Below are 21999 nucleotides of genomic sequence, written 5' to 3' on the forward strand. Positions count from 1 at the left end.
TGAGAGTAAATACCGGTTTTACCCTTTCACTCCACCAAGCTGGATACCCTCTATAACATTTTTTTGTCCGATAATGAAGATTATCAATAAAGGTAAAATAGCCGATACAGATGCTGCCATCATTAAAGAGTAAACACTGCCATGTTGATCTGAAAAACTCTGTACACCAAGTTGAATGGTATATAATTCTTTTGATCTTAGGAAGATAAGTGGATTTTGGAAGTCATTCCAGGTCCAGATAAAACGTAATATTGCATACGTTGCGATCGCAGGTCTTACTAATGGTAAAGCAATCGAAGTAAATATTCTAAAATGACCTGCTCCGTCCATTCTTGCTGATTCAATAATTTCATTGCTGATTCCGAGATAGAATTGGCGCAGCATAAACGTTCCAAATACACTAAAACTATTTAATAGAATAAGACCCGTGTGCGTATCATATAGACCAATCCATCTATATAGTAGGAATTGTGTTACTAACAATGTTTGCGGTGGAATCATGAAGGTTGCTAAGACGATTAAAAAGATGAAATCTCTTCCCTTAAAGTTTATTTTGGCAAATCCATATGCCGCTAAACAGGAGATTGTACATGAAACCAATGTGGTTAAAACCGTTACCTTGATAGAATTCCAATATAATTGAAGAAATGGCAAGGAGCCTGTCCAAACCTCTTTATAATTTTCAACTGCATTCCACTTTTCTGGAATCCATTGAATCGGAAAAGTTAATACATCCTCTTCTACTTTAAAAGAAGCAGATATCATCCAAAAAAATGGCATTAGAAAAGCAATTCCGATTAATACCATAATGGCGGTTACGATCAATTTTCTTATATCTAATCTTCCTACCATCTGCCCTGCTCCTTTCTATTAATAATTCACCCATTTTTTCTGACCAATAAACTGAATATAAGTAATGATCAAAATAATAACAAACATAACTAATGAAATCGCGGAAGCATAGCCAGTTCTTAATTCAATAAAGGCTTGCTGGTACAAATAAACAACCGGTGTTATGGTTGAGTTTGCCGGCCCGCCATTTGTTAAAACGATGATTAAATCAAATACTTTAAAGCTTGAAATAACACCTGTGACAAACAATAAGAATGTTGTAGGTGACACTAATGGAATTGTAATCTTCGTAAATTGTGACCAAGCAGTTGCACCATCCATTTGTGCTGCTTCATATAACTCTTTTGGAATGTTCTGCAAACCTGCCAAGTAAATAATTAAATTAAAGCCGATTCCAGTCCAAACCATAATTAACATAACAGATGGTAACGCAAAGGTAACATCAGCTATCCAACCAGGTGGATTTTCAATCCCGATTGTTAGTAGTAATTGGTTAATAGGGCCTTTGGTTGGATGAAAAAGCACCTGAAACACAACAGCAACCGCTACAATACTCGAAATAAATGGCATAAAATAGATCACTTTAAACAAATCTTTCATATAGACATATTTGTTAATGATAACAGCTAAGGCAAGAGACAAAAGTAATGTAATTGGTACCGCTAAAATTAAGATAACATTATTTACTAAACCTTTAAGGAATAGTGGATTGGTGAGTAATTTCGAGAAGTTTTCGAATCCTACAAATTTAGCATTTTGATAGCCAGATACAAAATTCCAATCTGTAAAACTTAAAACAAATGAAGCGAGAATTGGAAATAATACTAATACGGAAGTACCAATAAACATAGGTGCTATAAATGCATACCCTGCTAAATTCTCCCTCCAGCCACTAAAAGGAGCCCTATTTTTTACTTTTTTGTTTACCTTACTATTTTTTGTGTTGACTACATTTGTTTCGACCTTTACCTCGCTATTCACAATGTTTTCACCCCTTCGTCTTGATTGTAGCTTTAGTATAGTTTTTGAAATCGCTTTCAACAATGTTGATTTTTTACATTATTGAGAAAATTTTTACTACTTTTTGAATATTCCATTTAGACCTTCTATGTATTTAATGCTTTATTTTTACCTATTAGATAAAATTTTTACTTCATTAAAAAAAACAGAAAATTAGACCTTTTATGCATGATATATTTATAAATAAGGGGGGATCACCATGAAATTAGGTTCATTTTCAAATGTGGTTTATACCATTTGTGATTGGATTGCCAGACTAGCTTATATTAATCTATTATGGATACTTTTTACTTTAAGTGGATTCATTGTTTTTGGCTTTTTTCCTGCAACCATTGCGATGTTAGCTACATTAAGACAGTTTATCCGTGGAAATCATCCGACTGTGTTTCAAACTTTTTGGCACTATTATAAAAAGGAATTCTTCAACAGTAATAAATTAGGAATCGTAATTACAGCAATCGGTTTTATTTTGTTTGTGAATATCCGTTTTTTACATTTGACATCTAATGACATGTCCTCTCTTCTTTTTTATTCAAGCATTATTATGAGTGGTATGTATATTCTAATCATCTCTTATACATTGGCTTCCTACGTTGAATTTGATCAACCATTAGGAACCCATTTAAAAAATGCACTTCTGATTACGATCTCTAGTCCGATCCCTAGTCTATTTATTATTTTTGGATTTACTGCCGTCTACTTCGCTGTTACTTATTTATCTGGAGCAGGGTTCTTTTTCAGTGGAAGTATTTTAGGTCTTGTGATTCTCTCCTCTTCCAATATTGCGTATAAGAAAATAGCAAAAAAACAGGGGCAGTTCCGCAATCAAGCAGAAGTCTCTTAACATTTCTACTATAAAATGTTTGTTTTTTGTTCAAATCTTTGTGAAAGACTGTCATACCCCACAAGGTATAATAGAAGTAACCTAATTAGAAAGGATGTATTAAAAATCAAACATATAGTACCTTACTACAAGGTGGTTATAAAATGAAAAAATTCTCACACTTTTTAGTCTTCTTTTTAGTTGTCTTTCTTACTGCATGTGGAATTAATACCGAGGGCTATAGAAATGTTACTGCAGAGGAAGCAAAGATACTCATAGACAACAAGGAAGTTGTCGTGTTAGATATTAGAACCCCTGAAGAATACCAAGATGGCCACATTCCCAATGCACTATTGATACCACTTCAAGAATTAGAAAAAAAATTAATCGACTTAGAAAAAGATAAATCTTACTTATTGGTTTGCCGCAGTGGAAGTCGTTCTGCTCAAGCCAGTGAAATCTTAACAAGCAAAAGTTTCTCTACTATTTATAACATGACTGGCGGTATGAATAACTGGGCATACGAAATTGAATATCAATAAGATAGAAAAAAGCCTGTCTCACGAACAGTACCATTTGTAGACAGGCTCTCTCTTCAAACTCGAAGCACTTTGAATGGTCCATCTCCGAATATGGTCTTTATATAGTCAATCTTTGTATTATCAAAATAAACACTGTTTCTTTATTGGCTCAAATCTTTTATGTTACTTTATAGAGTATTTCCATCCAAACTTTTATTGCTGTTGCTAAAATTATCAAAGCTAATACTACTTGTAAGATCTTAGTGTTTAACTTTTTCCCAGCCATGGCACCTAATGGTGATGCAATAAGGCTGGCAATAATCATAATGACTGAAGGTAAAAATTCTACTTGTCCCGTGGTAATTTTCCCTACAGTCGCACCGATTGAAGATAGAAACGTAATAGCCAGCGAAGATGCAATCGTCATACGAGTTGGTATTTTTAATATGACTAGCATGATTGGAACTAATAAGAAGGCTCCTGCCGCTCCAACTATTCCAGAACCAATCCCAACAATGAAAGCTAGTGAAGCTGCAAGCCATTTATTAAACTTCACTAGATCAAGTGGAATATCATCGATTCCCTTTTTCGGAACAAACATCATGACAGCTGCAAATAATGCCAAAATACCATAAACTAGGTTAATACCACCTTCTGTCATTAACCTTGAACCATATCCCCCAAGAAAACTACCAATTAAGATACTCACTCCCATATATCCAATTAGCATTTTATTTAGATAGCCGCCTTTACGGTATGCCCAAACACCACCAATAGTCGCAAAGAATACCTGAACGGCACTTATTCCGGATACTTCATGGGGACTAAATGCGGCTAGACCAAATAAAGGTGGAATATATAAGAGCATCGGATACTTAATAATGGAACCGCCTATCCCTACCATTCCAGATATATATGAACCAATAAAGCCAATTAAGAAAATGGTAATAATAAAACTAAAATCCATACTACCGCCTCCCCCCTTTAAGCAAAAGGAACCTGCTTCGGTTCCTTTTGCTTAACCTTTTTTAATCCAAAACTTTAAAACATCATTCTCCACTTCGTGTTTCATTACCTTATGACCGCCTGAGTTCGCCCATGCAGTAAGGTCATTTTTTGCACCTTTATCCGTTGCATGGATTTCTAAAACTTGACCACTTTCTAATTCATTCATTGCCTTTTTTGTTTTAACAATTGGCATTGGACATGCCAGCCCTTTTGCATCTAAAATTTTATTTGCTTCCATGTTAATTACCTCCTTTTATTTAACGAACTGCACAGCGATTTGGTCCAATTTCCATTTCGCGTTGTTTTTCTACTTCTGGATTGATTTTTCCCATATTCGTTTCACGGATCTCTTGATAAGCATTAGGTTGTGGCGGTAGGTTTTCTGTTACCATTTTTCTAAACTCATTTTCATCTTCCATGTTTAAGCCATGGTTTTGGGCATACAAGGTTCCTGATTTTTCAGATACACTACCATCTTCATTAAGTTCATCAATAATCATAAAGTGGGCAGGAAGAACGGTTAAATCCTCTGATAATTCTCTATAGCGTTTATATAAACTCTCTCTTAAATCTCCTACCCAATCATGTGCTAGGCCTGCCAGATCAGGTCTTCCGATAGAGTCAATGAACAAGATATCACCTGAGAGTAAGAATTTCTCATCAACAATAAATGAAGTAGATCCAATCGTATGACCTGGTGAATACAAGGCGTGGATGTTGATTTTTACATTCCCAATTTCGACATCATTACCATCCTCTAATGGCTGATACGTAAACGTTACTTCTGTTGCATCCTTTGGAGGCAGCCAATACGTTGCACCCATTTTTTCTGCAATATCCCTTCCACCGGAAATGTGATCTGCATGTAGGTGCGTATCAAAAACATGAGTAATTTTTGCTCCCATACTATCAGCAAATTCAAGATAAATGTCCGTCATACGAGTGGCATCAATAATCGCAGCTTCACCGTTTGATACAACCATGTAAGATAAACACCCTTTACCAATACGGACAAACTGATACATTTCGCCGCCAGATTTTAGATCGCCCACCTTAACAGGTTCTAAGTGTTCGCTCCATGCTTTCATTCCACCTTTTAAGTAAGACACTGTTACTCCAGCTTCAGAGAGCATTTCCGCCACCATAATAGAGGATCCTTCTTTTGCACATACCACTAAAATTTCTTTATCTGAGGGTATCTTATCCATAATGCCTTCGACACCATCTAGTAATTCAAAATACGGAATGTTAAAATGTTTGAAGTTATCACCTTCAATTTTCCAATATTCAAAGTCACTTTCATTACGAACATCAAGAATAAATAATTCTTCCTTATTAAAGACTTTTTTCGTTACTTCTTTTGAAGTCATAGCATTTACAGTCATTCCACTTTACCCCCTATGGTATATTTTAGATTAAAAAAATATTTTGTCTTTATTTAATTATATTAGTAGTTTTCCCTGACCATCGACTCATTCCTGGTACGACATTAACCACCTTGGTAAATCCCTTTTCTGTTAATTTTTGTGCTGCAAGGTCACTTCGGCTGCCTGTTCGGCACACAACAAAAATATCAGCTTCTTTGCTTAATTCATCAATACGTTTTTCTAGTTCATCTAACGGGATAGAAATGGCATTCGGAATATGATTAAACGCATATTCGGCATTTTCTCTAACGTCGAGAACAACCATGTTATCATTTGATTCGAGTTTTCTTTCTAGTTCATCATTGTCGATTACCTTTGGGTGTTTTCTTTCGATGGTTTCATCATTAGAGGATTTTCTTAGGTAGTGCATTAAGACCTCTCTTTCCTCTAATGTACCTAAATATTGATGTCCTGTACTTTCAGCCCATGCCTTTAAATCAGCCTTGGACCCTTTATCTGTTGCTTGGACTTCCAAAACTTGTCCAGCTTCTAATCCATTCATTGCCTTCTTTGTCTTCACAATTGGCATTGGACATGCTAATCCTTTTGCGTCTAATATGACATTTGCTTTTATTTGTTCCATCTTAAAACCTCCAGATTGTATACCTATTAGGGTATTATTTCTTTTAAAAAAATTTATTCAACTTTTCCTTCCCAAGACATCATGCCACCTATCATATTAATGACATTATATCCGTGATACTCTAGAAATTGCACAGCGCGGGCACTTCTGCCGCCAGAACGGCAAACAATGATATATTCTTTTGCTTTATCTAATTCATGCATACGGAATTCTATTAATCCTAACCGAATATTCTCAGCACCAGGAATCTTTCCAGACCCAACCTCATCTACTTCACGCACATCAATAATGTTTAATTTAGTTCCTCCATTTAATTTTGTCTCAACTTCTTTAGCAGTCATTTCTCTCATTGTTAGTCCCCCTTTATTTAAAACCAAGCGCTCATACCGCCTTTTACATTCGTAACTTTTGAAAAACCTAATTTTTTTAGTTGCTTACTAGCCTTTTGACTTCTCATACCACTTTGGCAAATGACCACTACTTCTTTATCTTTTGATAGCACAGTTGCTTTTTCTGCCAGTCGATGAAGGGGAATATTTTTAAACCCTTTGATATGATTTCCTTTATATTCACCAGGTGTTCGAACATCAACAAATTGTTTATTCTTATCATTCAATTCATTTTTTAATTCCGTTGTTGTGATATTTCTTACGCCTTTTGTTGGAATGAAACGATTGACAATCAAAAAGAGTAAGAGTGCAATGAATAAATAATTTATAAATTCCATACCTAATAACCTCCTATTTTGAGGGGCTGAAATCCCACACATTAAAATTAAATGAACAGATTCACATTACCATCTTCAGCTTCAGCTAAATAGGCTGCCACTCCTGCATATTCAATGTTATCTAACAGTTCCTCTTTTTGAAGACCAAGTAAATCCATCGTCATCGTACATGCAATTAATTTTACATCCTGTTCTTTCGCCATCTCAATTAGTTCAGGAAGAGGAAGCGCATTGTGTTTTTTCATTACTTTTTTGATTAACTTGGGACCAAAACCAGCAAAATTCATTTTTGATAATCCCATGTTGTCTGCGCCTCTAGGCATCATTTTCGCAAACATTTTTTCCAAGAACCCTTTTTCAACTGAAATACTTTCAGCTTTTCGTAAAGCATTTAACCCCCAGAAAGTGTGAAAAATCGTTACTTCATGATCATAAGCTGCAGCACCATTTGCAATAATATAAGCTGCCATTGCTTTATCATAATCTCCGCTTAATAGGACGATAGTTGTTTTTTTCTTTTCTGTCATTTTTATGACCTCCTGTATTTTATTAACTACCCACCGGGGTATTCAGTTGACTAGAAAATACCATTACCCCCATGGGTATTATAGTAACGAAAATAAAAGAGGGTGTCAACCCTTTTTTATCGGCTTCTTACCAATAAGTTTACTGCATCCTTAATTAACTCTTCAGCACTTCTTTCATTCGTTTCATCGGCCTTTCGAACACATTCAACTAAATTAGAACTCACAATTACTCCTATTGTTCGATCAATTGCAGTTCGAGCGGCAGACAACTGAGTAATCACGTCTTTACAATCCTTATCTTCTTCCATTAATCTTAAAATACCCCTTAACTGACCTTCAATCCGCTTTACACGATTTTTAACTTGATCATTATACTCCATTATTTTACCTCCTAACAGTTAGCATGTATTTCTAATGTCTATTCTTTATTTCATTATTACGAATATCTTTTATATACTATTATTGCTACTACACTAGAATCAAATATATCATGTATGTCTCCTAGAATGAAACAAATAACAATGACAAGCTCAATAATATACCCCTATAGGTATAATGTCAACCATTAAATATTAATTTTTCATCATCATATAAAAAAACCGCTTAATCTAGCGGTCGAGGAAGAATACAATGTATATATTGGTGTTTCACTTACTTTTGTTTATGACATTAATCAATCTATTTTCGATATCTTCAGCAAAATTTTTCATTTTCTCATCATTTAGCATGCTTATCAGTGCAGTTGGTTTTGGCATTCCAATTTTTGTTTTCCCATCATACTCATAAACAACCATTTTACAAGGCAGGAAATATCCTGCCATTTCATTTTCAATTAAAACTCTCTGCGCCTCAACAGGGTTACATACTTCAAGCACTTTATATTCCTTTGAAAATTCCAAGCCTTTTTCTTGAAGCTTTTCTTTAATATCAAACATCCATAATACCCCGAATTTTTCTTCTTTTAAGCTTTCTTCTAGGCTTTGTATTGCACCCTCAATTGTTTTCTCACTTATAACAGTATAATCAAACACTTACTATCAACTCCTTGCACATATTAGCCTCCAACATTTTATTTCAGTAACCTCCATACTTTCTTGTTTAGTATCACCTTTTGCAGATCCCATTTCACATGCCATATTTTTCACATCTGAATTAACCTTGTAATGGAAAAAAAAGCACAACTCGTATTTTCGAGCCATGCCTTTTTATTTATCTATTATTTCTTTTTGATCCAAAATTTAATAAGCTTTTCTTCTTGTTCCATATTTAAAAGAGTATGACCAGCATTTTTTGACCAAGCTAGCAGGTCATTTAAAGCACCCCGGTCAGTCACAAGAAGCTCAATTACTTGTCCGCTTTCCAATGAATCCATACCTTTTTTCAGTTTAATGATAGGCATAGGGCAAGCTAATCCACTAACATCCACTACGGAATCAGCTTTTATTCCATTTGCTACTTCTTTAACTACCTCCGTTTCCCCAAGGTCGTTTGTTTTCGTCTCAACATCTTTATTTAAATTGTTACCATATACAGAGGAGTACGTTTTCCAACCGCCATCGACATTCTTAACCTGATAGCCATGATTTTTTAGTATGCGGCAAGCTAAATAGCCTCTTAATCCAACCTGACAGCTTACATAAACAGCTTTATCTTTTGGGATTTCATCTAATTTATTTCTAAGGTCGTTTAGTGAGATATTAATTGAACCTTCAATATAACCAAATTCTCTTTCCATTGGTTCGCGAACATCTATTAGTAATCCACCTTCAGCAACAAGTTGATCGACTTCATTCCATTGAATATGTTCTAATTCACCCTCCATAATATTCGTTGCCACATAGCCAGCCATATTAACAGGATCTTTTGCTGAAGAATATGGAGGTGCATAAGATAATTCTAAATTTGTTAGATCTTCTACGGTTAAGGCACCCTTAATAGCTGTGGCAATAACGTCAATTCGCTTGTCAACGCCGTCTGCACCTACTGCCTGGGCACCAAATATTTTTCCAGTTTCTTTATCAAAAATCAATTTTAATGCAATGGGTGCTGCTCCTGGATAGTAACCAGCATGAGAACTTGGGTGAATATGAACAACTTCATAGGCAATCCCTAAACGTTTTAATGTTTTCTCATTGTTTCCTGTAGCAGCAACCGTTAAGTCAAATACCTTTGCAATCGAAGTACCTAATGTCCCCTGATACTTCTTGTTCTTCCCCATAATGTTATTCGCAGCGATACGCCCTTGGCGATTGGCTGGTCCAGCTAATGGGATCATGGCCTTTGTACCACTCATGTAATCGACCACTTCTACTGCATCCCCAACGGCATAAATATCTTCATTTGAGGTTTGCAGGAATTCATTTACAATTATTCCTCCGCGCTCTCCTAACTCAAGTCCTGCTGTTTTGGCTAAATCATTTTCAGGTCTTACTCCAATTGAAAGAATGGTCATGTCCGTTTGAATTTCTTTACCATCTGATAAAACCACTTTTTTCCCTTGATCGGCGAATGATTGAACACCATTTTCTAAGATTAGGTTAACACCCTTTTCAATTAGATGAGTGTGTAAAATACTAGCCATTTCAAAATCAATTGGTGCCATAATTTGGTTGGACATTTCAATAAGCGTTACTTGAATTCCTCTGTGTATAAGGTTTTCGGCCATCTCAATACCAATAAATCCTCCGCCAATAACAACAGCTTTTTTGGGATAATTGTGATCAACATAGTTTTTAATTTTATCTGTATCTGGGATATTTCTTAAAGTAAATAATGTCTCATTTTCATTTAATCCTGGGATCGGTGGTACAATTGGCTTCGCTCCCGGAGATAATAATAACTTGTCATAAGATTCTTCATACACTTCCCCAGTTTGTAAATTCTTAATTGTAACCCTTTTGTTTTCTGGAACTATGTTCACTACTTCACTTTGATTGCGTATATCAAGATTAAATCTATCAGACATTCCTTTTACAGTTTGAACTAATAATTTACTTCGATCCTTAATCGTTTCTCCAATGTAATAGGGCAAGCCACAGTTTGCAAATGATATATGTTCTCCACGTTCTACAAGAACAATCTCAACATCTTCACTAATTCTTCTTAATCTAGCAGCAGCAGTAGCTCCACCTGCAACTCCTCCTACGATAATTACTTTCTGAATCATCACAATCCCTCCAAATTGAACTATTTCTATTTCATCTAATTAAATAGAAAAAAGTTATTTAGTATACCCGTGGGGGTTTTATACCTATAAGGGTATTATATATTCAAAAAAATATATGTAAAGGTCATTTTGGAGTCTTTCACATTTTAGTCATAATTAGGGCCTGTATATAATTTGATTGAATGTTGTTTAAGGGATTAACTTAATACATTTAACTATCCCTTTTGTTCATAAAAAAGCAACGTCCCAACCGAAGTTGAAACGTTGCTTGTTCATTTTTTAATATCTTTATATAGCTTTCTTTACATCCCCTGTGCTTTGTTTACCCACCATTTTCTTTCGATCATTACTTAACTGACCAAGTCCAAGCTCGTTTGCTTCCCGTTTCAACGATTTAAGTAAGCTGGCTACCATCAACACCATAATGAATGAAAATGGAAGTGCTGCAATAATCATTGTGTTCTGCAGTGCTTGCAGGCCCCCAGAATAAAGGAGAGCAACCGCTGTAACAGAGAGAAAAACTCCCCAAGTAGCTTTAATAGATGTACTTGGGTTTAGTGATCCATTCGTTGTCATCATACCTAAAACGAAAGTACCAGAGTCAGCCGAAGTAACAAAGAACGTAACAATGATTAATATGGCAAAAAGGGATAAAGCCATGCCGAATGGAAACCCTTCTAACACGCCGAAAAGAGATTCTTCAGGAGCTAAGGAAGATATTGAAAGCAGCCCTGATGTTTCGGTAAAAATGGCCGCACTCCCAAAAGTTATAAACCAAATAAATCCAATAAGTGTCGGAACCAGTAAGACACCTACAACAAACTCACGAATGGTTCGCCCCTTTGAGACTCTAGCAATAAACACCCCAACAAACGGAGCCCAGGCAATCCACCATGCCCAATAAAAGATTGTCCATCCATTAATCCAACTGCGTCCTTCTTCATTGAGAGGAGCAATACGAAAACTCATATTAATGAAATTTTGCATATATGCGCCTAGCGTATCTGTAAATAAGTTAAGGGTAAAAAGAGTCGGTCCCAGTATGAATACTATCATTAAGAGCACCGCTGAGAGCCCCATATTTAGATTACTGAGAATTTTTATCCCTTTGCTTAAACCTGTTAATGCCGAAATCATAAATAAGACGGTCACAACAAGAATGATAACAGTTTGGGTTGTCAGCGTACTAGGAATATCAAATAGATAGGACAAGCCCCCATTGATCTGCATTGCTCCAAATCCCAATGATGTAGCAACCCCCATAACCGTCGAAATAACAGCAATGACATCAATCGCCTTCCCTACAGCTCCATCCGCATGGTTCCCAATCAACGGCCGTAAAGTTCGACTAATTAAGCTAAGTTCCCCTTTTCTAAATGTAAAATAAGCTAGAACCATTGCTATCGAACCATAGATTGCCCAAGCATGGATTCCATAATGAAAGAAAGTAAATCTCATCGCATCTTTAATACCTTGATCCGTGCCCTCTTGGCCAGTAGGAGAACTAATCATGTAATGGCTAATAGGTTCATATGTTCCATAGAACATTAGCCCAATCCCTACACCCGCACTAAAAAGCATTGCAAGCCAAGTTGGACGTGAAAACTCAGGCTTATCCTCCTGTTTCCCGAGCTTAATCCGGCCAATTGGACTTACTAATAAATAGAAGCAAACAAACACAAACAACGATACAAGCAAAAGGTAATACCACCCAAATGACTCCGTAATTACACCTTGTATACTACTCGTGACCTTTTCTAAAGATGTGGGCGTCGCGATACCCATAAAAACTAGACCAGCCAATAATATGATTGATACATAAAAAACAGTTGTAGCATTTTTCATATTAAATATTACTCCCTTCTTTGATTAATTCGCAGAGGGTTTACTTCGATTGGTGAACATATAAAATGCAAAACCATTTGCTGAACGTATTTTTTTTTGAAGTATTGAAACGTAACCCTATAAATTGCGTTCATGCATTTACTCTAAATACAACATGCTAAATTGTTTGAGAATGTTCTTCTATTTGGGTTAATTAAATTGATTACGAGGCAGAGGTATTTAGTATAGTTCAGTTTACAGGTCAATCAGGGGAATAGTTAAACTATATCAAAAGGGGATAAACCAATCAAATAGCATATACCAGCGTATTTAGGGCTCTCGTCTTTCTATCCCTTCAGAGAAGGATAATTATAGACATATTCTTACTATAACTCTCGAATCCTCTTTTTACGGCCAGTTTTCAAGTAAAATATCCCTTAACGGCTTACTTTCCTATTTTCACACTTTTAAGATTTTTAACAAAAAAAAACACTCAGCAAGGTTGAAACAACCTTGCTGAGTGTTTTGCTCATTGTCTAAAATACCGGTGGTCGGGGTCGAACCGACACTCCAGAGGAACACGATTTTGAGTCGTGCGCGTCTGCCAATTCCGCCACACCGGCAAATAATTTGGCAGGGGTAGTAGGAATCGAACCCACACCAAAGGTTTTGGAGACCTTCGTTCTACCTTTAAACTATACCCCTAAGTGGAAAGTTATTTTGCTTCGCAAAAAACATTGGTGGAGGGGGACGGATTCGAACCGCCGAACCCTGAGGGAGCGGATTTACAGTCCGCCGCGTTTAGCCACTTCGCTACCCCTCCATATAAATGGAGCTTATTATATTATGGCGGAGGAAGAGGGATTCGAACCCCCGCGCGGTTTAACCCGCCTGTCGGTTTTCAAGACCGATCCCTTCAGCCGGACTTGGGTATTCCTCCGCAGTAAAAAGTGATATTGAAAGTTATTTTGCTTCGCAAAAAACTTTGGTAGCGGCGGAGGGGATCGAACCCCCGACCTTACGGGTATGAACCGTACGCTCTAGCCAGCTGAGCTACACCGCCAAATATCATATAAAAAATCATGGTGGAGCCTAGCGGGATCGAACCGCTGACCTCCTGCGTGCAAAGCAGGCGCTCTCCCAGCTGAGCTAAGGCCCCAAATACTAATTAAGATGATGGTCGGGAAGACAGGATTCGAACCTGCGACCCCTTGGTCCCAAACCAAGTGCTCTACCAAGCTGAGCTACTTCCCGTAAAATATGGCGCGCCCGAAAGGAGTCGAACCCATAACCTTCTGATCCGTAGTCAGACGCTCTATCCAATTGAGCTACGGGCGCATATTTTAATTGTAAGTAATTTTAACATTGCTGAGAAAAAAGCTTTAAATATTTTTTGCTTCGAAAAATAACTTGGTGCCGAGGACCGGAATCGAACCGGTACGGTAGTCACCTACCGCAGGATTTTAAGTCCTGTGCGTCTGCCAGTTCCGCCACCCCGGCAACATTGGAGCGGAAGACGGGATTCGAACCCGCGACCCCCACCTTGGCAAGGTGGTGTTCTACCACTGAACTACTTCCGCATATTTGGAAGATTATTTTCACTTCGTGAAAAAATCATGATGCGGGTGAAGGGAGTCGAACCCCCACGCCTTGCGGCGCCAGATCCTAAGTCTGGTGCGTCTGCCAATTCCGCCACACCCGCATGTAATATCGTCTTCAAAACTAACTAGAAAACTAAGTTGCTAACTTCGCCACATCGTAGCAGCGACATTGATTATCTTACAACGAATTACGACAAAAATCAACACTAAATTTTAAAGTTTTTTTTGAAGCGGAAAATAGTGCAGATAATTTTTATGCCACAATATCATAAAACCTCACCTACGCTATACAGAGGTCATATTTGAAAAGATAAAAAAATGGTTTAGAACGTTTTTAATGGGTAAAAATACAATATAATTCATTTCCAAAAAAGGAGCTGATGTAACCTTGAGTTACAACCAGAAAAAAGATGTCGAAAAAATGCCCGCAAATCAAGGGGATCAAGAAGATAACACAATTAATAGTGAGAAGTTACCTGAATTTGATGTATTCGGAACAGCCCTAAATGACCTTCACAGTCCTTTTGAATTTTAAAAAACCCAGTGTATGAAAGAGAATGCTCTCTTTGATACACTGGGTTTTTTATTCGCGCTTTAAAGCCTTTAAAATAATCGCCTCACCATTAAATGAAATAATTTTTTCATCCTGAATGAGTATTCTAAATTTATCTTTAATCTTATCTGAAGATTCATGAATAAACTTAGTTAAATGATTCTTTTCTGGTTCTGAAAGCTTCATGTTTGCACACCACGATTCAAATCGAAACGTCTTTTCAAAGCGATGCCATTCAAAAACTTCCAAGCCACTTTCTTCAAGCTTTTCAATCCATTCAGATTTTTTCCATGCACGAAAATGGCTATAATCACGTAGTTTCTCTATCGTATTGTAAAATTGATCAAATTCTTTAGATTCCGGAACAACATTATCATCCAATAAAAATTGCCCGCCCGGCTTCAATACTCGATGTACTTCCTTTATGAATAAATCCACATGTGGAAAATGGTGTGGTGCAATCCTGCAGGTAACAATATCAAAAGATTCATCACTAAAAGGAAGCTGCTCAGCATCACCTTGAACCAATTCAACGTTTTGATGACCGTTTACCTTAATAAAATTCTCTGCCGCTTCCAACATTTCTGCCGTAAGGTCAACTGCTGTCACTTTTTTAACCAAAGGTGCAAACCCATTGGCTGTATGGCCACCGCCTGTCGCAATATCAAGCAGTACCTCCTGACCAGTGACTTCTGCTAGTTCTACCATCTTCAATAGGTCTTTTCCATCCTTATGAATGGGACTGGAAACGTAGGAAGCAGCATTTTTCCCAAATTGCTCTTGCACTTCTTTCTTAATATCCATCCTGAATCACCTCTAAATTCTATTTTAAGTCATCCAATGACGTAATAAAATTATCAGGTTTTTAATATTCTCGATAAGAGAAACTTATAATTCCAACTCCACTACTACCGGACAATGATCACTTCCCATAATTTCACAATGAATGTCGGCTGTGATTAAATGGTCACGAAGTTTTTCTGAGACGATGAAATAATCAATCCGCCACCCAATATTCCGCTCACGGACCTTTGCCATATAGCTCCACCAAGTATAGGCACCTTCTTTTTCCGGATAAAAATAACGGTAGCTGTCCACAAAACCTGAATTTAGCAATGCAGTCATCTTTCCACGTTCCTCAACTGTAAAACCAGAATTCCCTAAATTCGATTTAGGATTTCTTAAGTCAATTTCCTGGTGTGCCACATTTAAATCCCCACAAAGAATAACAGGCTTAACCTGATCTAGCTCTAACAGATGTGAGATGATTCGATCTTCCCATTCTAAACGGAAACCTAGTCTCGCCAAATCCCTTTGGGAATTTGGTGTGTAAACATTCACGAGATAGAACTTTTCAAATTCTAATGTTAGGATTCGTCCCTCATCTTGCGAATCCTCATCCCCTAAACCATATCGAACAGAAATCGGTTCAATCTTTGTGAATACTGCCGTGCCTGAATACCCCTTTTTCACCGCGTAGTTCCAGTATTGATGATATCCCTCAAGTTCAAGATTAATTTGACCTTCCTGTAGTTTGGTCTCTTGTACACAAAAAATATCTGCTTTTACTTCTTTAAAGTAATCTAAAAAACCTTTATTTACACAAGCCCTTAGCCCATTTACATTCCAAGAAACTAATTTCATGTTTTATATCCCTTCTTCAGTAAATTTACTAATCATTCATTGACAGGTGACATTGTATCAGCTTTAGACAATGATGGAAAGCAGTACGTTTTACTGATTATTCTTTTAAGGATTAAAGCACATAGACTTCCAAAAAACGGGAAGTATAATTTAAAAAAGGGGAGGCCATATGAAAGATTTAATTAAATTTCTAACAAGATACGAAAAGTTTGTTTATACTATACTGATTGTTGTTCCTTGGCTTTCTGCTCCTTTTTTAGGAAAGAAAACATTTAAGCGTTTTTCCCTAGGTGCAGTGTTTATTTGCATTTTTGTTTTAATTGAGGGTTTATTTGCACACAAAAGGTTATGGTGGTTATTTTATAAAAAACCTTTCCATAAAGTTATGGGGGAACTTCCTTTTGTCATAGGTCCTTCTTTATTGGAACCCTTTGGATTATGAAGTATACTTTTGGAAATATAAAACGATACTTTGTTACAAACTTCTGTATTGATGGATTTTTTGTTTATATTATAGTTCCATTCTTAAAAAAACTTGGATATTCCTCTCTTATTTGATTAAGTAAATTCAGCTTTTTACTCATCTTTTTATTTAAAGCTGCGCTTTTATATCTTTTCCAGATTATTGTTGATAAGAAAAAGAGCCCGAGATAAGTACAAAAAAGGCAACTGTGTAGTTGCCTTTTTCAAGGGATAAAATATTGTTTAGTTAATTTTGTTGAAAATAATTGAGATACCGGTACAATTTTTATGTTTCGTTTTTCAAATTCATCCATTGATTGAAAAATACCTATGGAGCATACTTTCCCCGTTACCCCAACATGTCCAATTGCAATTCCCTTACCAGTAAATTCAGTTATTTTTGCCAACCTGTTCATTTGCTTTCTTACGTGGCTTGAAGAAGAGATATCATCCAGAAAAACATCTCTTTTTAAAATGGGGACATTCATTTCCTCTGCAACTTTAGGAAATTTTGATTTGGGACTTGTTCCACTATCGATAATAAATAGCTTCTTTTCTTTCGCCACTTCGACAATCGCTCTAACGATGTCCTCATTCTCTACCGCTAAAGAGCCCATGTGATTATTGATCCCAACTGCATGGGGCACGGATATTAACGCTTCCTTAACTCTTTTTTTTACTTCTTTTGGTGGAAGGTCAACTGTAATCGGTTTGGGTCCTAACCACGAGCGTTTCCCTTTCTTTGGCTCCATTGGTAAATGGACGATTACCTCTATTCCATTTTTATGTGCCCACTCCGCGTGTTTTTTGGAATGCTCAGTAAAAGGCATGACAGCGGCCGTGATTGGAATATCTCCTTCTAGAAAATCTTTCACACCACCAGTTCCACCACCGAAATCGTCAATAATAATGGCTGCTTTAAGCTGTTTTTCATTATTTTTTTCAGCTGAAGCAGGATTCTGCATAGAAATCAATAGAAATGGGATCAGGCACAGAGCAAACCTTTTCATTAAGAACCTCCATGTGAATGTGTTTACGTTAATTTGCCCTGTGGAAATGGATTCATTCCAACAAAAAAGGACCTTTTAAAAAGGCCCTTTTTACCGTGATTCTATTCGTCGTATACTTCCACTTTTTCCATGATGTCGCCATTTCTCATTGCTTTCGCAGATTCAAGACCAGACGTCACTTTACCAAAGACAGTGTGAACACCGTTCAGATGTGGTTGAGACTCATGGACGATAAAGAATTGGCTGCCGCCTGTATCTTTACCAGCGTGAGCCATTGAAAGTGCACCTGGAACATGTGTATGTGGATTTCCTTGTGTTTCACATTTGATTGTATAGCCAGGACCACCTGTTCCACGTCCTTCAGGGCATCCTCCTTGGCTTACGAATCCAGGAATAACACGGTGGAAAGTTAACCCATTGTAAAAGCCGCTATTTGCTAGTTTTTCAAAGTTTGCAACTGTACCAGGTGCCTCGTTTGGATATAATTCAAACTCAATCTTTTCACCATTTTGCATTTGAATGTGTCCTTTTTTTGCCACAATTAACATCTCCTTTATGTAAAAAAATTCATTTTCATCATACACTTTCCAACGCAGAAAAGAAAGTTTCATGGTTTAAATTCGTAAATTTGTGGTATTATAACAGTACCCCTTCCGAACATTCGCTTGTTGCGGGACACTTAACCACTGTACGGACGGAAGGGGTACGTAGTGTCGTTGGTAGCGGCATTACAAAAAAGCCAAGACTTCGGTCTTGGCTTTTTTACTGTTCTTTATTTGTTAATTGATAAAATAGATAAATAAACGAGAAAAAAACGAGGTAACCATAGAAACTATACAAATGCCTCCACTCACTAGAATGCTCAAAGAGCCCAAATAGTTCAGAAAACCTTTCAAAAATCGGCATTAATAAACTGAGAAATAAAATAATTCCCACTTTCCCCCATTTATTTACCTGCTTCATCTTAATAATGTACACCAGGACAAGGATTGGCAGACCTACAAAGGTAAAAGCAATATTAAACGAAAATACTTCAGGAAACAGCCGAATCGGGAACATGTACAAATTCTTCCCAACAAAGTAGAGATCTAAGCTAGTACCCAGCAATATAGCTAAAACTAATACAGGAGCGTATTCTTTAATCAAAAATGGTAATGACTTTTTTTGCCAAGGCGGCAAGTTCAAGCCTTTCGAGCGTTTGGCAGTATTCATATTCAATCTCCCCGTTGATTTGTGGTTCATTGAGCTCCGAGAGATAGTGTGTTGCTTGCCAATCATGAAACCAATCTCCCTTTTCCGCTTCTTGATGCTGAACGTTCTTCCATACTGACGTTAAATCTGGACTATAAATTTTTTTCGCTCCCCATCTCAGCTTACAGGCATTTAATCGAAGCTGATAGGGAATACCTGGAATTCCTTCGTTGATATTATTAAAAATATGCGGCCAATAATCCTTCCTTGACCCTGTATGGCGATGTGTATTCGCCCATTGTACAAATTGATTTTGTAATTCTTTTTTTTGAAAGAGCACAGCATAAAGTCTTTTGCCTAATAAAATACGCTCATGTAAAGATTGGAACTGGTGAATCGTTTGACCAGCTAGACTCTTTTTTCGATAAGGAAACAAAATATGATTAAAAGACAGGTAGTCCTGTAGTTTAAATTCCAAGGTGTCAAAAACCTCTTTTTGATAAATAGGGTTTTGAATCACCCTTTTTTCTATATAATTTTGTTCATTAATAATAAGTCCAATGGTGAGAATGTAGGAGTCCCGCCTTCTCCAAAAATAATTCCAAACCGTTTCCATAAATTTAGATATGTTCAAATAATGGAACAGGTAAAACAGGGGTTTGTTTCTTTTTAAGCTTTCACTGTATAGTAAAAATTGGGGATACGCATCTTGAAAAATCAGCCAATTCCCGCGTTCTAAAAATGTGAAATATGCATTCCTTTCTTTATCTGTAAGCAAGCGTGTGAGAAAATCACCCTTTAAATCAGTCATGTTCCAGCCGCCATTTCTAGAGACCATATGTCCTAAAAAAGCCCAATGAATTTCGGAATGTTTTTGATAAAAATCAAAATAAGCCTTAGTCCTGGTGACATTATTTTTGTTCAAATCACTCGTATTCCTTCTTATCCTTTCTAAAAGACTTTGCTCCTCACTGGTTAATTTATGGCTGTATATGTGAGCAGGCTGTTTCATTTTTACCTTTAGTTCATCCTTAATGGCTTCAAGAGGCGATTTTTCCCGACTTCTGATAAATAAAATAGCGATGACCTCCCTTGAGAATTCTCTTTCTACTTCCTGAATATGTATATATGAGAATATTCAATTGGGAGAGGACTGAATGTTAGGATGACCGATACAAGTAAAGTCATTGACTGGCTGGTGGAAACACTTAGGAGGGATCAGTCTCCCGATGGCTCCTGGAATTATCCGTTTGAGACTGGATTATCGACAGATGCCTATATGATCATTTTATTACGGACATTAGAAATTAATGATGAAGAATTAATAAAGGGTATTGCGGAGAGAATCTTGAGCAGACAAGGAAAGAATGGTTCGTGGAAACTTTTTTATGATGAACGGGAAGGAAATCTTACGGCTACAGTGGAGTCCTATTACGCGCTTTTATACTCCGGATACTATGACAAAAAGGATAAGCGCCTTCAAACTGCGAAAAAATTTATTTTATCTAAAGGCGGGATTGAAGAGGTTAGTATGTTCACAAAAGTAATGTTAGCTTTAACTGGGCATTTAAAATGGCCCTCCTTCTCCCCTATGCCTATTGAAATTATTTTATTGCCCCTCTCATTTCCAATCAATTTCTATTCATTTTCCGTATACGGGAGGGCTAATTTAACTCCTATGATGATTCTGGCTGATAAGAAACTATCGATAATGACGAGCAGGAGTCCTGATCTTTCAGATTTACGTGTGGGTAGACTTGTTTCTGAATCTTGGATTCGTTCAGAGGAAATGCGTTCTCTCATCTCGTTTATTGAAGATGGTGTAAAGAATCTAATCGGACTGCCCCAACAGCTTCATAAGCTAGCCATAAAGCGTGCGAAGAAATATATACTTGACCATATTGAAGAGGACGGTACTTTTTATAGCTATTACAGCTCTACTTTTTTAATGATTTTTGCTCTGATCTCACTAGGTTATAAGAAAACCGACCCTGTTATCATGAAAGCCATTAATGGGTTTAAATCCATGAAATGTGTGATTGAGGGCAAACCGCACATGCAATATACGACAGCAAATGTATGGAATACCGCTTTAATAGGCTATGCCCTGCAAGAGGCTGGTATCTCACATGAAGATGCTATGGTTGGTGCTGCCAATGATTATTTACTAAAAAGGCAGCATACGAAATTTGGAGATTGGGTAATCCATAATCCTTCTAGTTTACCAGGGGGCTGGGGTTTCTCTGATATTAATACCATCAACCCCGATGTAGATGATACCACTGCATCATTACGATCGATTTTTAGGATGGGCACCAGCCATCATGACGCCTGGAGCCGAGGGGTTAACTGGTTGTTATCCATGCAGAATGACGACGGCGGCTGGGCAGCTTTTGAAAAAAATACCGATACTAAGCTATTCGAATTCCTGCCGATTGAGAAAGCCGAGTTTATCCTAACCGACCCATCGTGTGCAGATATCACAGGTCGTACCCTTGAATTCTTCGGTAACTACACCAATCTTTCAAAACACCATCAAAGTATTAAAAAAGGTGTAAAATGGCTGTTGAATCACCAAGAAGGAGATGGTTCTTGGTATGGTAGATGGGGAATTTGTTATATTTATGGTACATGGGGTGCGATAACGGGTTTATCAGCGGTGGGTGTTCCTGAAAGTAATGAATGTATCCGGAAAGCCATAAGTTGGCTGAATAGAATTCAAAACAGTGATGGGGGTTGGGGAGAATCTTGTTATAGCGATAGCAAGAGAACTTATATGTCACTAGGGGCTAGTACTTTAACCCATACTGCCTGGGCTTTGGATACTTTAATATGTGTTTCCGATAAACCAACACCTTCCATGCGAAAAGGTATCTCTTATTTAATAGAGAATGTGCAAAAAAAGGATTGGACCACAGCCTACCCCAAAGGACAAGGAATGGCCGGTGCTTTTTATATACACTATCATAGCTATCGTTATATCTTTCCGTTATTGGCTTTGGCACATTATCGTAAAAAGTTTGAAACATAACACGAGGACGGAACTTTGAAGTTCCGTCT

At 37.0% G+C, this 21999-nt stretch carries 24 protein-coding genes and 11 tRNA genes; 5 read left to right on the forward strand and 30 right to left on the reverse strand.

The features are described 5' to 3' along the window. Positions 1-18: 18 nt before the first annotated feature. Positions 19-852: a carbohydrate ABC transporter permease gene (locus tag QNH29_RS19375; RefSeq protein WP_283860975.1), complete on the reverse strand. Its 834-nt coding sequence runs from the start codon at positions 850-852 to the stop codon at positions 19-21. A gap of 18 nt (positions 853-870) precedes the next feature. Beyond that, positions 871-1833: a carbohydrate ABC transporter permease gene (locus QNH29_RS19380; RefSeq protein WP_283860976.1), complete on the reverse strand. Its 963-nt coding sequence runs from the start codon at positions 1831-1833 to the stop codon at positions 871-873. Positions 1834-2071: 238 nt separating this feature from the next. Between QNH29_RS19380 and QNH29_RS19385 the strand changes: the two genes are divergently transcribed. Further along, on the forward strand, positions 2072-2716 hold the full coding sequence (locus QNH29_RS19385) for a YesL family protein (protein WP_283860977.1): 645 nt from the start codon (positions 2072-2074) through the stop codon (positions 2714-2716). Positions 2717-2859: 143 nt separating this feature from the next. Further along, complete coding sequence (locus QNH29_RS19390; RefSeq protein WP_283860978.1) at positions 2860-3237, forward strand: rhodanese-like domain-containing protein; 378 nt, start codon at positions 2860-2862, stop codon at positions 3235-3237. 157 nt (positions 3238-3394) lie between these two features. Here QNH29_RS19390 and QNH29_RS19395 read toward each other — a convergent pair whose 3' ends face one another. The 22 genes from QNH29_RS19395 to QNH29_RS19500 all read right to left on the reverse strand — a co-directional run bounded on the left by QNH29_RS19395 (position 3395) and on the right by QNH29_RS19500 (position 14180). Beyond that, complete coding sequence (locus QNH29_RS19395; protein WP_283860979.1) at positions 3395-4183, reverse strand: sulfite exporter TauE/SafE family protein; 789 nt, start codon at positions 4181-4183, stop codon at positions 3395-3397. A gap of 51 nt (positions 4184-4234) precedes the next feature. Beyond that, on the reverse strand, positions 4235-4462 hold the full coding sequence (locus QNH29_RS19400; RefSeq protein WP_283860980.1) for a sulfurtransferase TusA family protein: 228 nt from the start codon (positions 4460-4462) through the stop codon (positions 4235-4237). 19 nt (positions 4463-4481) lie between these two features. After that, the gene (locus QNH29_RS19405; RefSeq protein WP_283860981.1) at positions 4482-5609 is read right to left on the reverse strand and encodes an MBL fold metallo-hydrolase; all 1128 of its coding nucleotides are present in this window, start codon (positions 5607-5609) and stop codon (positions 4482-4484) included. Between the two features lie 49 nt (positions 5610-5658). Further along, positions 5659-6234, reverse strand: coding sequence for a sulfurtransferase TusA family protein (locus tag QNH29_RS19410; RefSeq protein WP_283860982.1), 576 nt, complete (start codon positions 6232-6234; stop codon positions 5659-5661). 53 nt (positions 6235-6287) lie between these two features. Then, positions 6288-6584 carry a rhodanese-like domain-containing protein gene (locus QNH29_RS19415; RefSeq protein ID WP_283860983.1) on the reverse strand — a complete coding sequence of 99 codons (297 nt, stop codon included), beginning with the start codon at positions 6582-6584 and terminating at the stop codon, positions 6288-6290. 17 nt (positions 6585-6601) lie between these two features. Further along, complete coding sequence (locus QNH29_RS19420) at positions 6602-6961, reverse strand: rhodanese-like domain-containing protein (RefSeq protein WP_283860984.1); 360 nt, start codon at positions 6959-6961, stop codon at positions 6602-6604. Positions 6962-7008: 47 nt separating this feature from the next. Next, on the reverse strand, positions 7009-7488 hold the full coding sequence (locus QNH29_RS19425; protein ID WP_283860985.1) for a DsrE/DsrF/DrsH-like family protein: 480 nt from the start codon (positions 7486-7488) through the stop codon (positions 7009-7011). Between the two features lie 116 nt (positions 7489-7604). Beyond that, positions 7605-7868: a metal-sensitive transcriptional regulator gene (locus QNH29_RS19430; RefSeq protein ID WP_283860986.1), complete on the reverse strand. Its 264-nt coding sequence runs from the start codon at positions 7866-7868 to the stop codon at positions 7605-7607. A 267-nt stretch (positions 7869-8135) separates the two neighbouring features. Beyond that, positions 8136-8519 carry a DUF302 domain-containing protein gene (locus tag QNH29_RS19435; protein WP_283860987.1) on the reverse strand — a complete coding sequence of 128 codons (384 nt, stop codon included), beginning with the start codon at positions 8517-8519 and terminating at the stop codon, positions 8136-8138. Positions 8520-8704: 185 nt separating this feature from the next. Next, on the reverse strand, positions 8705-10654 hold the full coding sequence (locus QNH29_RS19440; RefSeq protein ID WP_283860988.1) for a CoA-disulfide reductase: 1950 nt from the start codon (positions 10652-10654) through the stop codon (positions 8705-8707). A 288-nt stretch (positions 10655-10942) separates the two neighbouring features. Continuing rightward, positions 10943-12499, reverse strand: a complete 1557-nt coding sequence (locus QNH29_RS19445; protein ID WP_283860989.1) for a glycine betaine uptake BCCT transporter — start codon at positions 12497-12499, stop codon at positions 10943-10945. 521 nt (positions 12500-13020) lie between these two features. Beyond that, positions 13021-13101, reverse strand: a tRNA-Leu gene (locus tag QNH29_RS19450). An 8-nt stretch (positions 13102-13109) separates the two neighbouring features. Further along, positions 13110-13183 (reverse strand) — tRNA-Trp (locus QNH29_RS19455). A gap of 33 nt (positions 13184-13216) precedes the next feature. Further along, a tRNA-Tyr gene (locus QNH29_RS19460) sits at positions 13217-13301 on the reverse strand. Between the two features lie 24 nt (positions 13302-13325). After that, positions 13326-13418, reverse strand: a tRNA-Ser gene (locus tag QNH29_RS19465). A 46-nt stretch (positions 13419-13464) separates the two neighbouring features. After that, positions 13465-13541: transfer RNA gene (locus QNH29_RS19470), tRNA-Met, on the reverse strand. 20 nt (positions 13542-13561) lie between these two features. Next, a tRNA-Ala gene (locus QNH29_RS19475) sits at positions 13562-13637 on the reverse strand. An 18-nt stretch (positions 13638-13655) separates the two neighbouring features. Continuing rightward, a tRNA-Pro gene (locus QNH29_RS19480) sits at positions 13656-13732 on the reverse strand. Positions 13733-13739: 7 nt separating this feature from the next. Further along, positions 13740-13816 (reverse strand) — tRNA-Arg (locus QNH29_RS19485). 73 nt (positions 13817-13889) lie between these two features. Then, positions 13890-13978 (reverse strand) — tRNA-Leu (locus QNH29_RS19490). Positions 13979-13983: 5 nt separating this feature from the next. Then, a tRNA-Gly gene (locus QNH29_RS19495) sits at positions 13984-14058 on the reverse strand. A gap of 40 nt (positions 14059-14098) precedes the next feature. Next, positions 14099-14180: transfer RNA gene (locus QNH29_RS19500), tRNA-Leu, on the reverse strand. A gap of 287 nt (positions 14181-14467) precedes the next feature. On the opposite strand from QNH29_RS19500, the gene QNH29_RS19505 reads away from it, so the two are divergent. Beyond that, positions 14468-14614 carry a hypothetical protein gene (locus tag QNH29_RS19505; RefSeq protein ID WP_283860990.1) on the forward strand — a complete coding sequence of 49 codons (147 nt, stop codon included), beginning with the start codon at positions 14468-14470 and terminating at the stop codon, positions 14612-14614. A gap of 48 nt (positions 14615-14662) precedes the next feature. On the opposite strand, the gene QNH29_RS19510 is transcribed toward QNH29_RS19505, so the two are convergent. Together QNH29_RS19510 and QNH29_RS19515 are read right to left on the reverse strand one after the other, a co-directional pair. Continuing rightward, on the reverse strand, positions 14663-15436 hold the full coding sequence (locus QNH29_RS19510; protein ID WP_283860991.1) for a class I SAM-dependent methyltransferase: 774 nt from the start codon (positions 15434-15436) through the stop codon (positions 14663-14665). 84 nt (positions 15437-15520) lie between these two features. Continuing rightward, a complete protein-coding gene (locus QNH29_RS19515; RefSeq protein ID WP_283860992.1) occupies positions 15521-16276 on the reverse strand; it encodes an exodeoxyribonuclease III in 756 nt (251 codons plus the stop codon). A gap of 169 nt (positions 16277-16445) precedes the next feature. Here QNH29_RS19515 and QNH29_RS19520 point away from each other — a divergent pair, with 169 nt between their 5' ends. After that, positions 16446-16718, forward strand: a complete 273-nt coding sequence (locus tag QNH29_RS19520; protein WP_283860993.1) for a hypothetical protein — start codon at positions 16446-16448, stop codon at positions 16716-16718. A 244-nt stretch (positions 16719-16962) separates the two neighbouring features. Here QNH29_RS19520 and QNH29_RS19525 read toward each other — a convergent pair whose 3' ends face one another. The 4 genes from QNH29_RS19525 to QNH29_RS19540 form a co-directional block, all read right to left on the reverse strand. Next, positions 16963-17748, reverse strand: coding sequence for a divergent polysaccharide deacetylase family protein (locus QNH29_RS19525; RefSeq protein ID WP_283860994.1), 786 nt, complete (start codon positions 17746-17748; stop codon positions 16963-16965). Positions 17749-17849: 101 nt separating this feature from the next. Continuing rightward, positions 17850-18287, reverse strand: a complete 438-nt coding sequence (locus QNH29_RS19530) for a peptidylprolyl isomerase (RefSeq protein WP_283860995.1) — start codon at positions 18285-18287, stop codon at positions 17850-17852. 223 nt (positions 18288-18510) lie between these two features. Then, complete coding sequence (locus QNH29_RS19535) at positions 18511-18927, reverse strand: CBO0543 family protein (RefSeq protein ID WP_283860996.1); 417 nt, start codon at positions 18925-18927, stop codon at positions 18511-18513. Further along, the gene (locus QNH29_RS19540) at positions 18887-19951 is read right to left on the reverse strand and encodes a DUF2515 domain-containing protein (RefSeq protein WP_283860997.1); all 1065 of its coding nucleotides are present in this window, start codon (positions 19949-19951) and stop codon (positions 18887-18889) included. The genes QNH29_RS19535 and QNH29_RS19540 overlap by 41 nt, the downstream gene beginning before the upstream one ends. Before the next feature lie 153 nt (positions 19952-20104). Here QNH29_RS19540 and shc point away from each other — a divergent pair, with 153 nt between their 5' ends. Further along, a complete protein-coding gene (gene shc, locus QNH29_RS19545) occupies positions 20105-21970 on the forward strand; it encodes a squalene--hopene cyclase (RefSeq protein WP_283860998.1) in 1866 nt (621 codons plus the stop codon). Positions 21971-21999: the final 29 nt, after the last annotated feature.

It is taken from the genome of Neobacillus sp. DY30 (assembly GCF_030123065.1).
Lineage (GTDB): Bacteria > Bacillota > Bacilli > Bacillales > Cytobacillaceae > Neobacillus.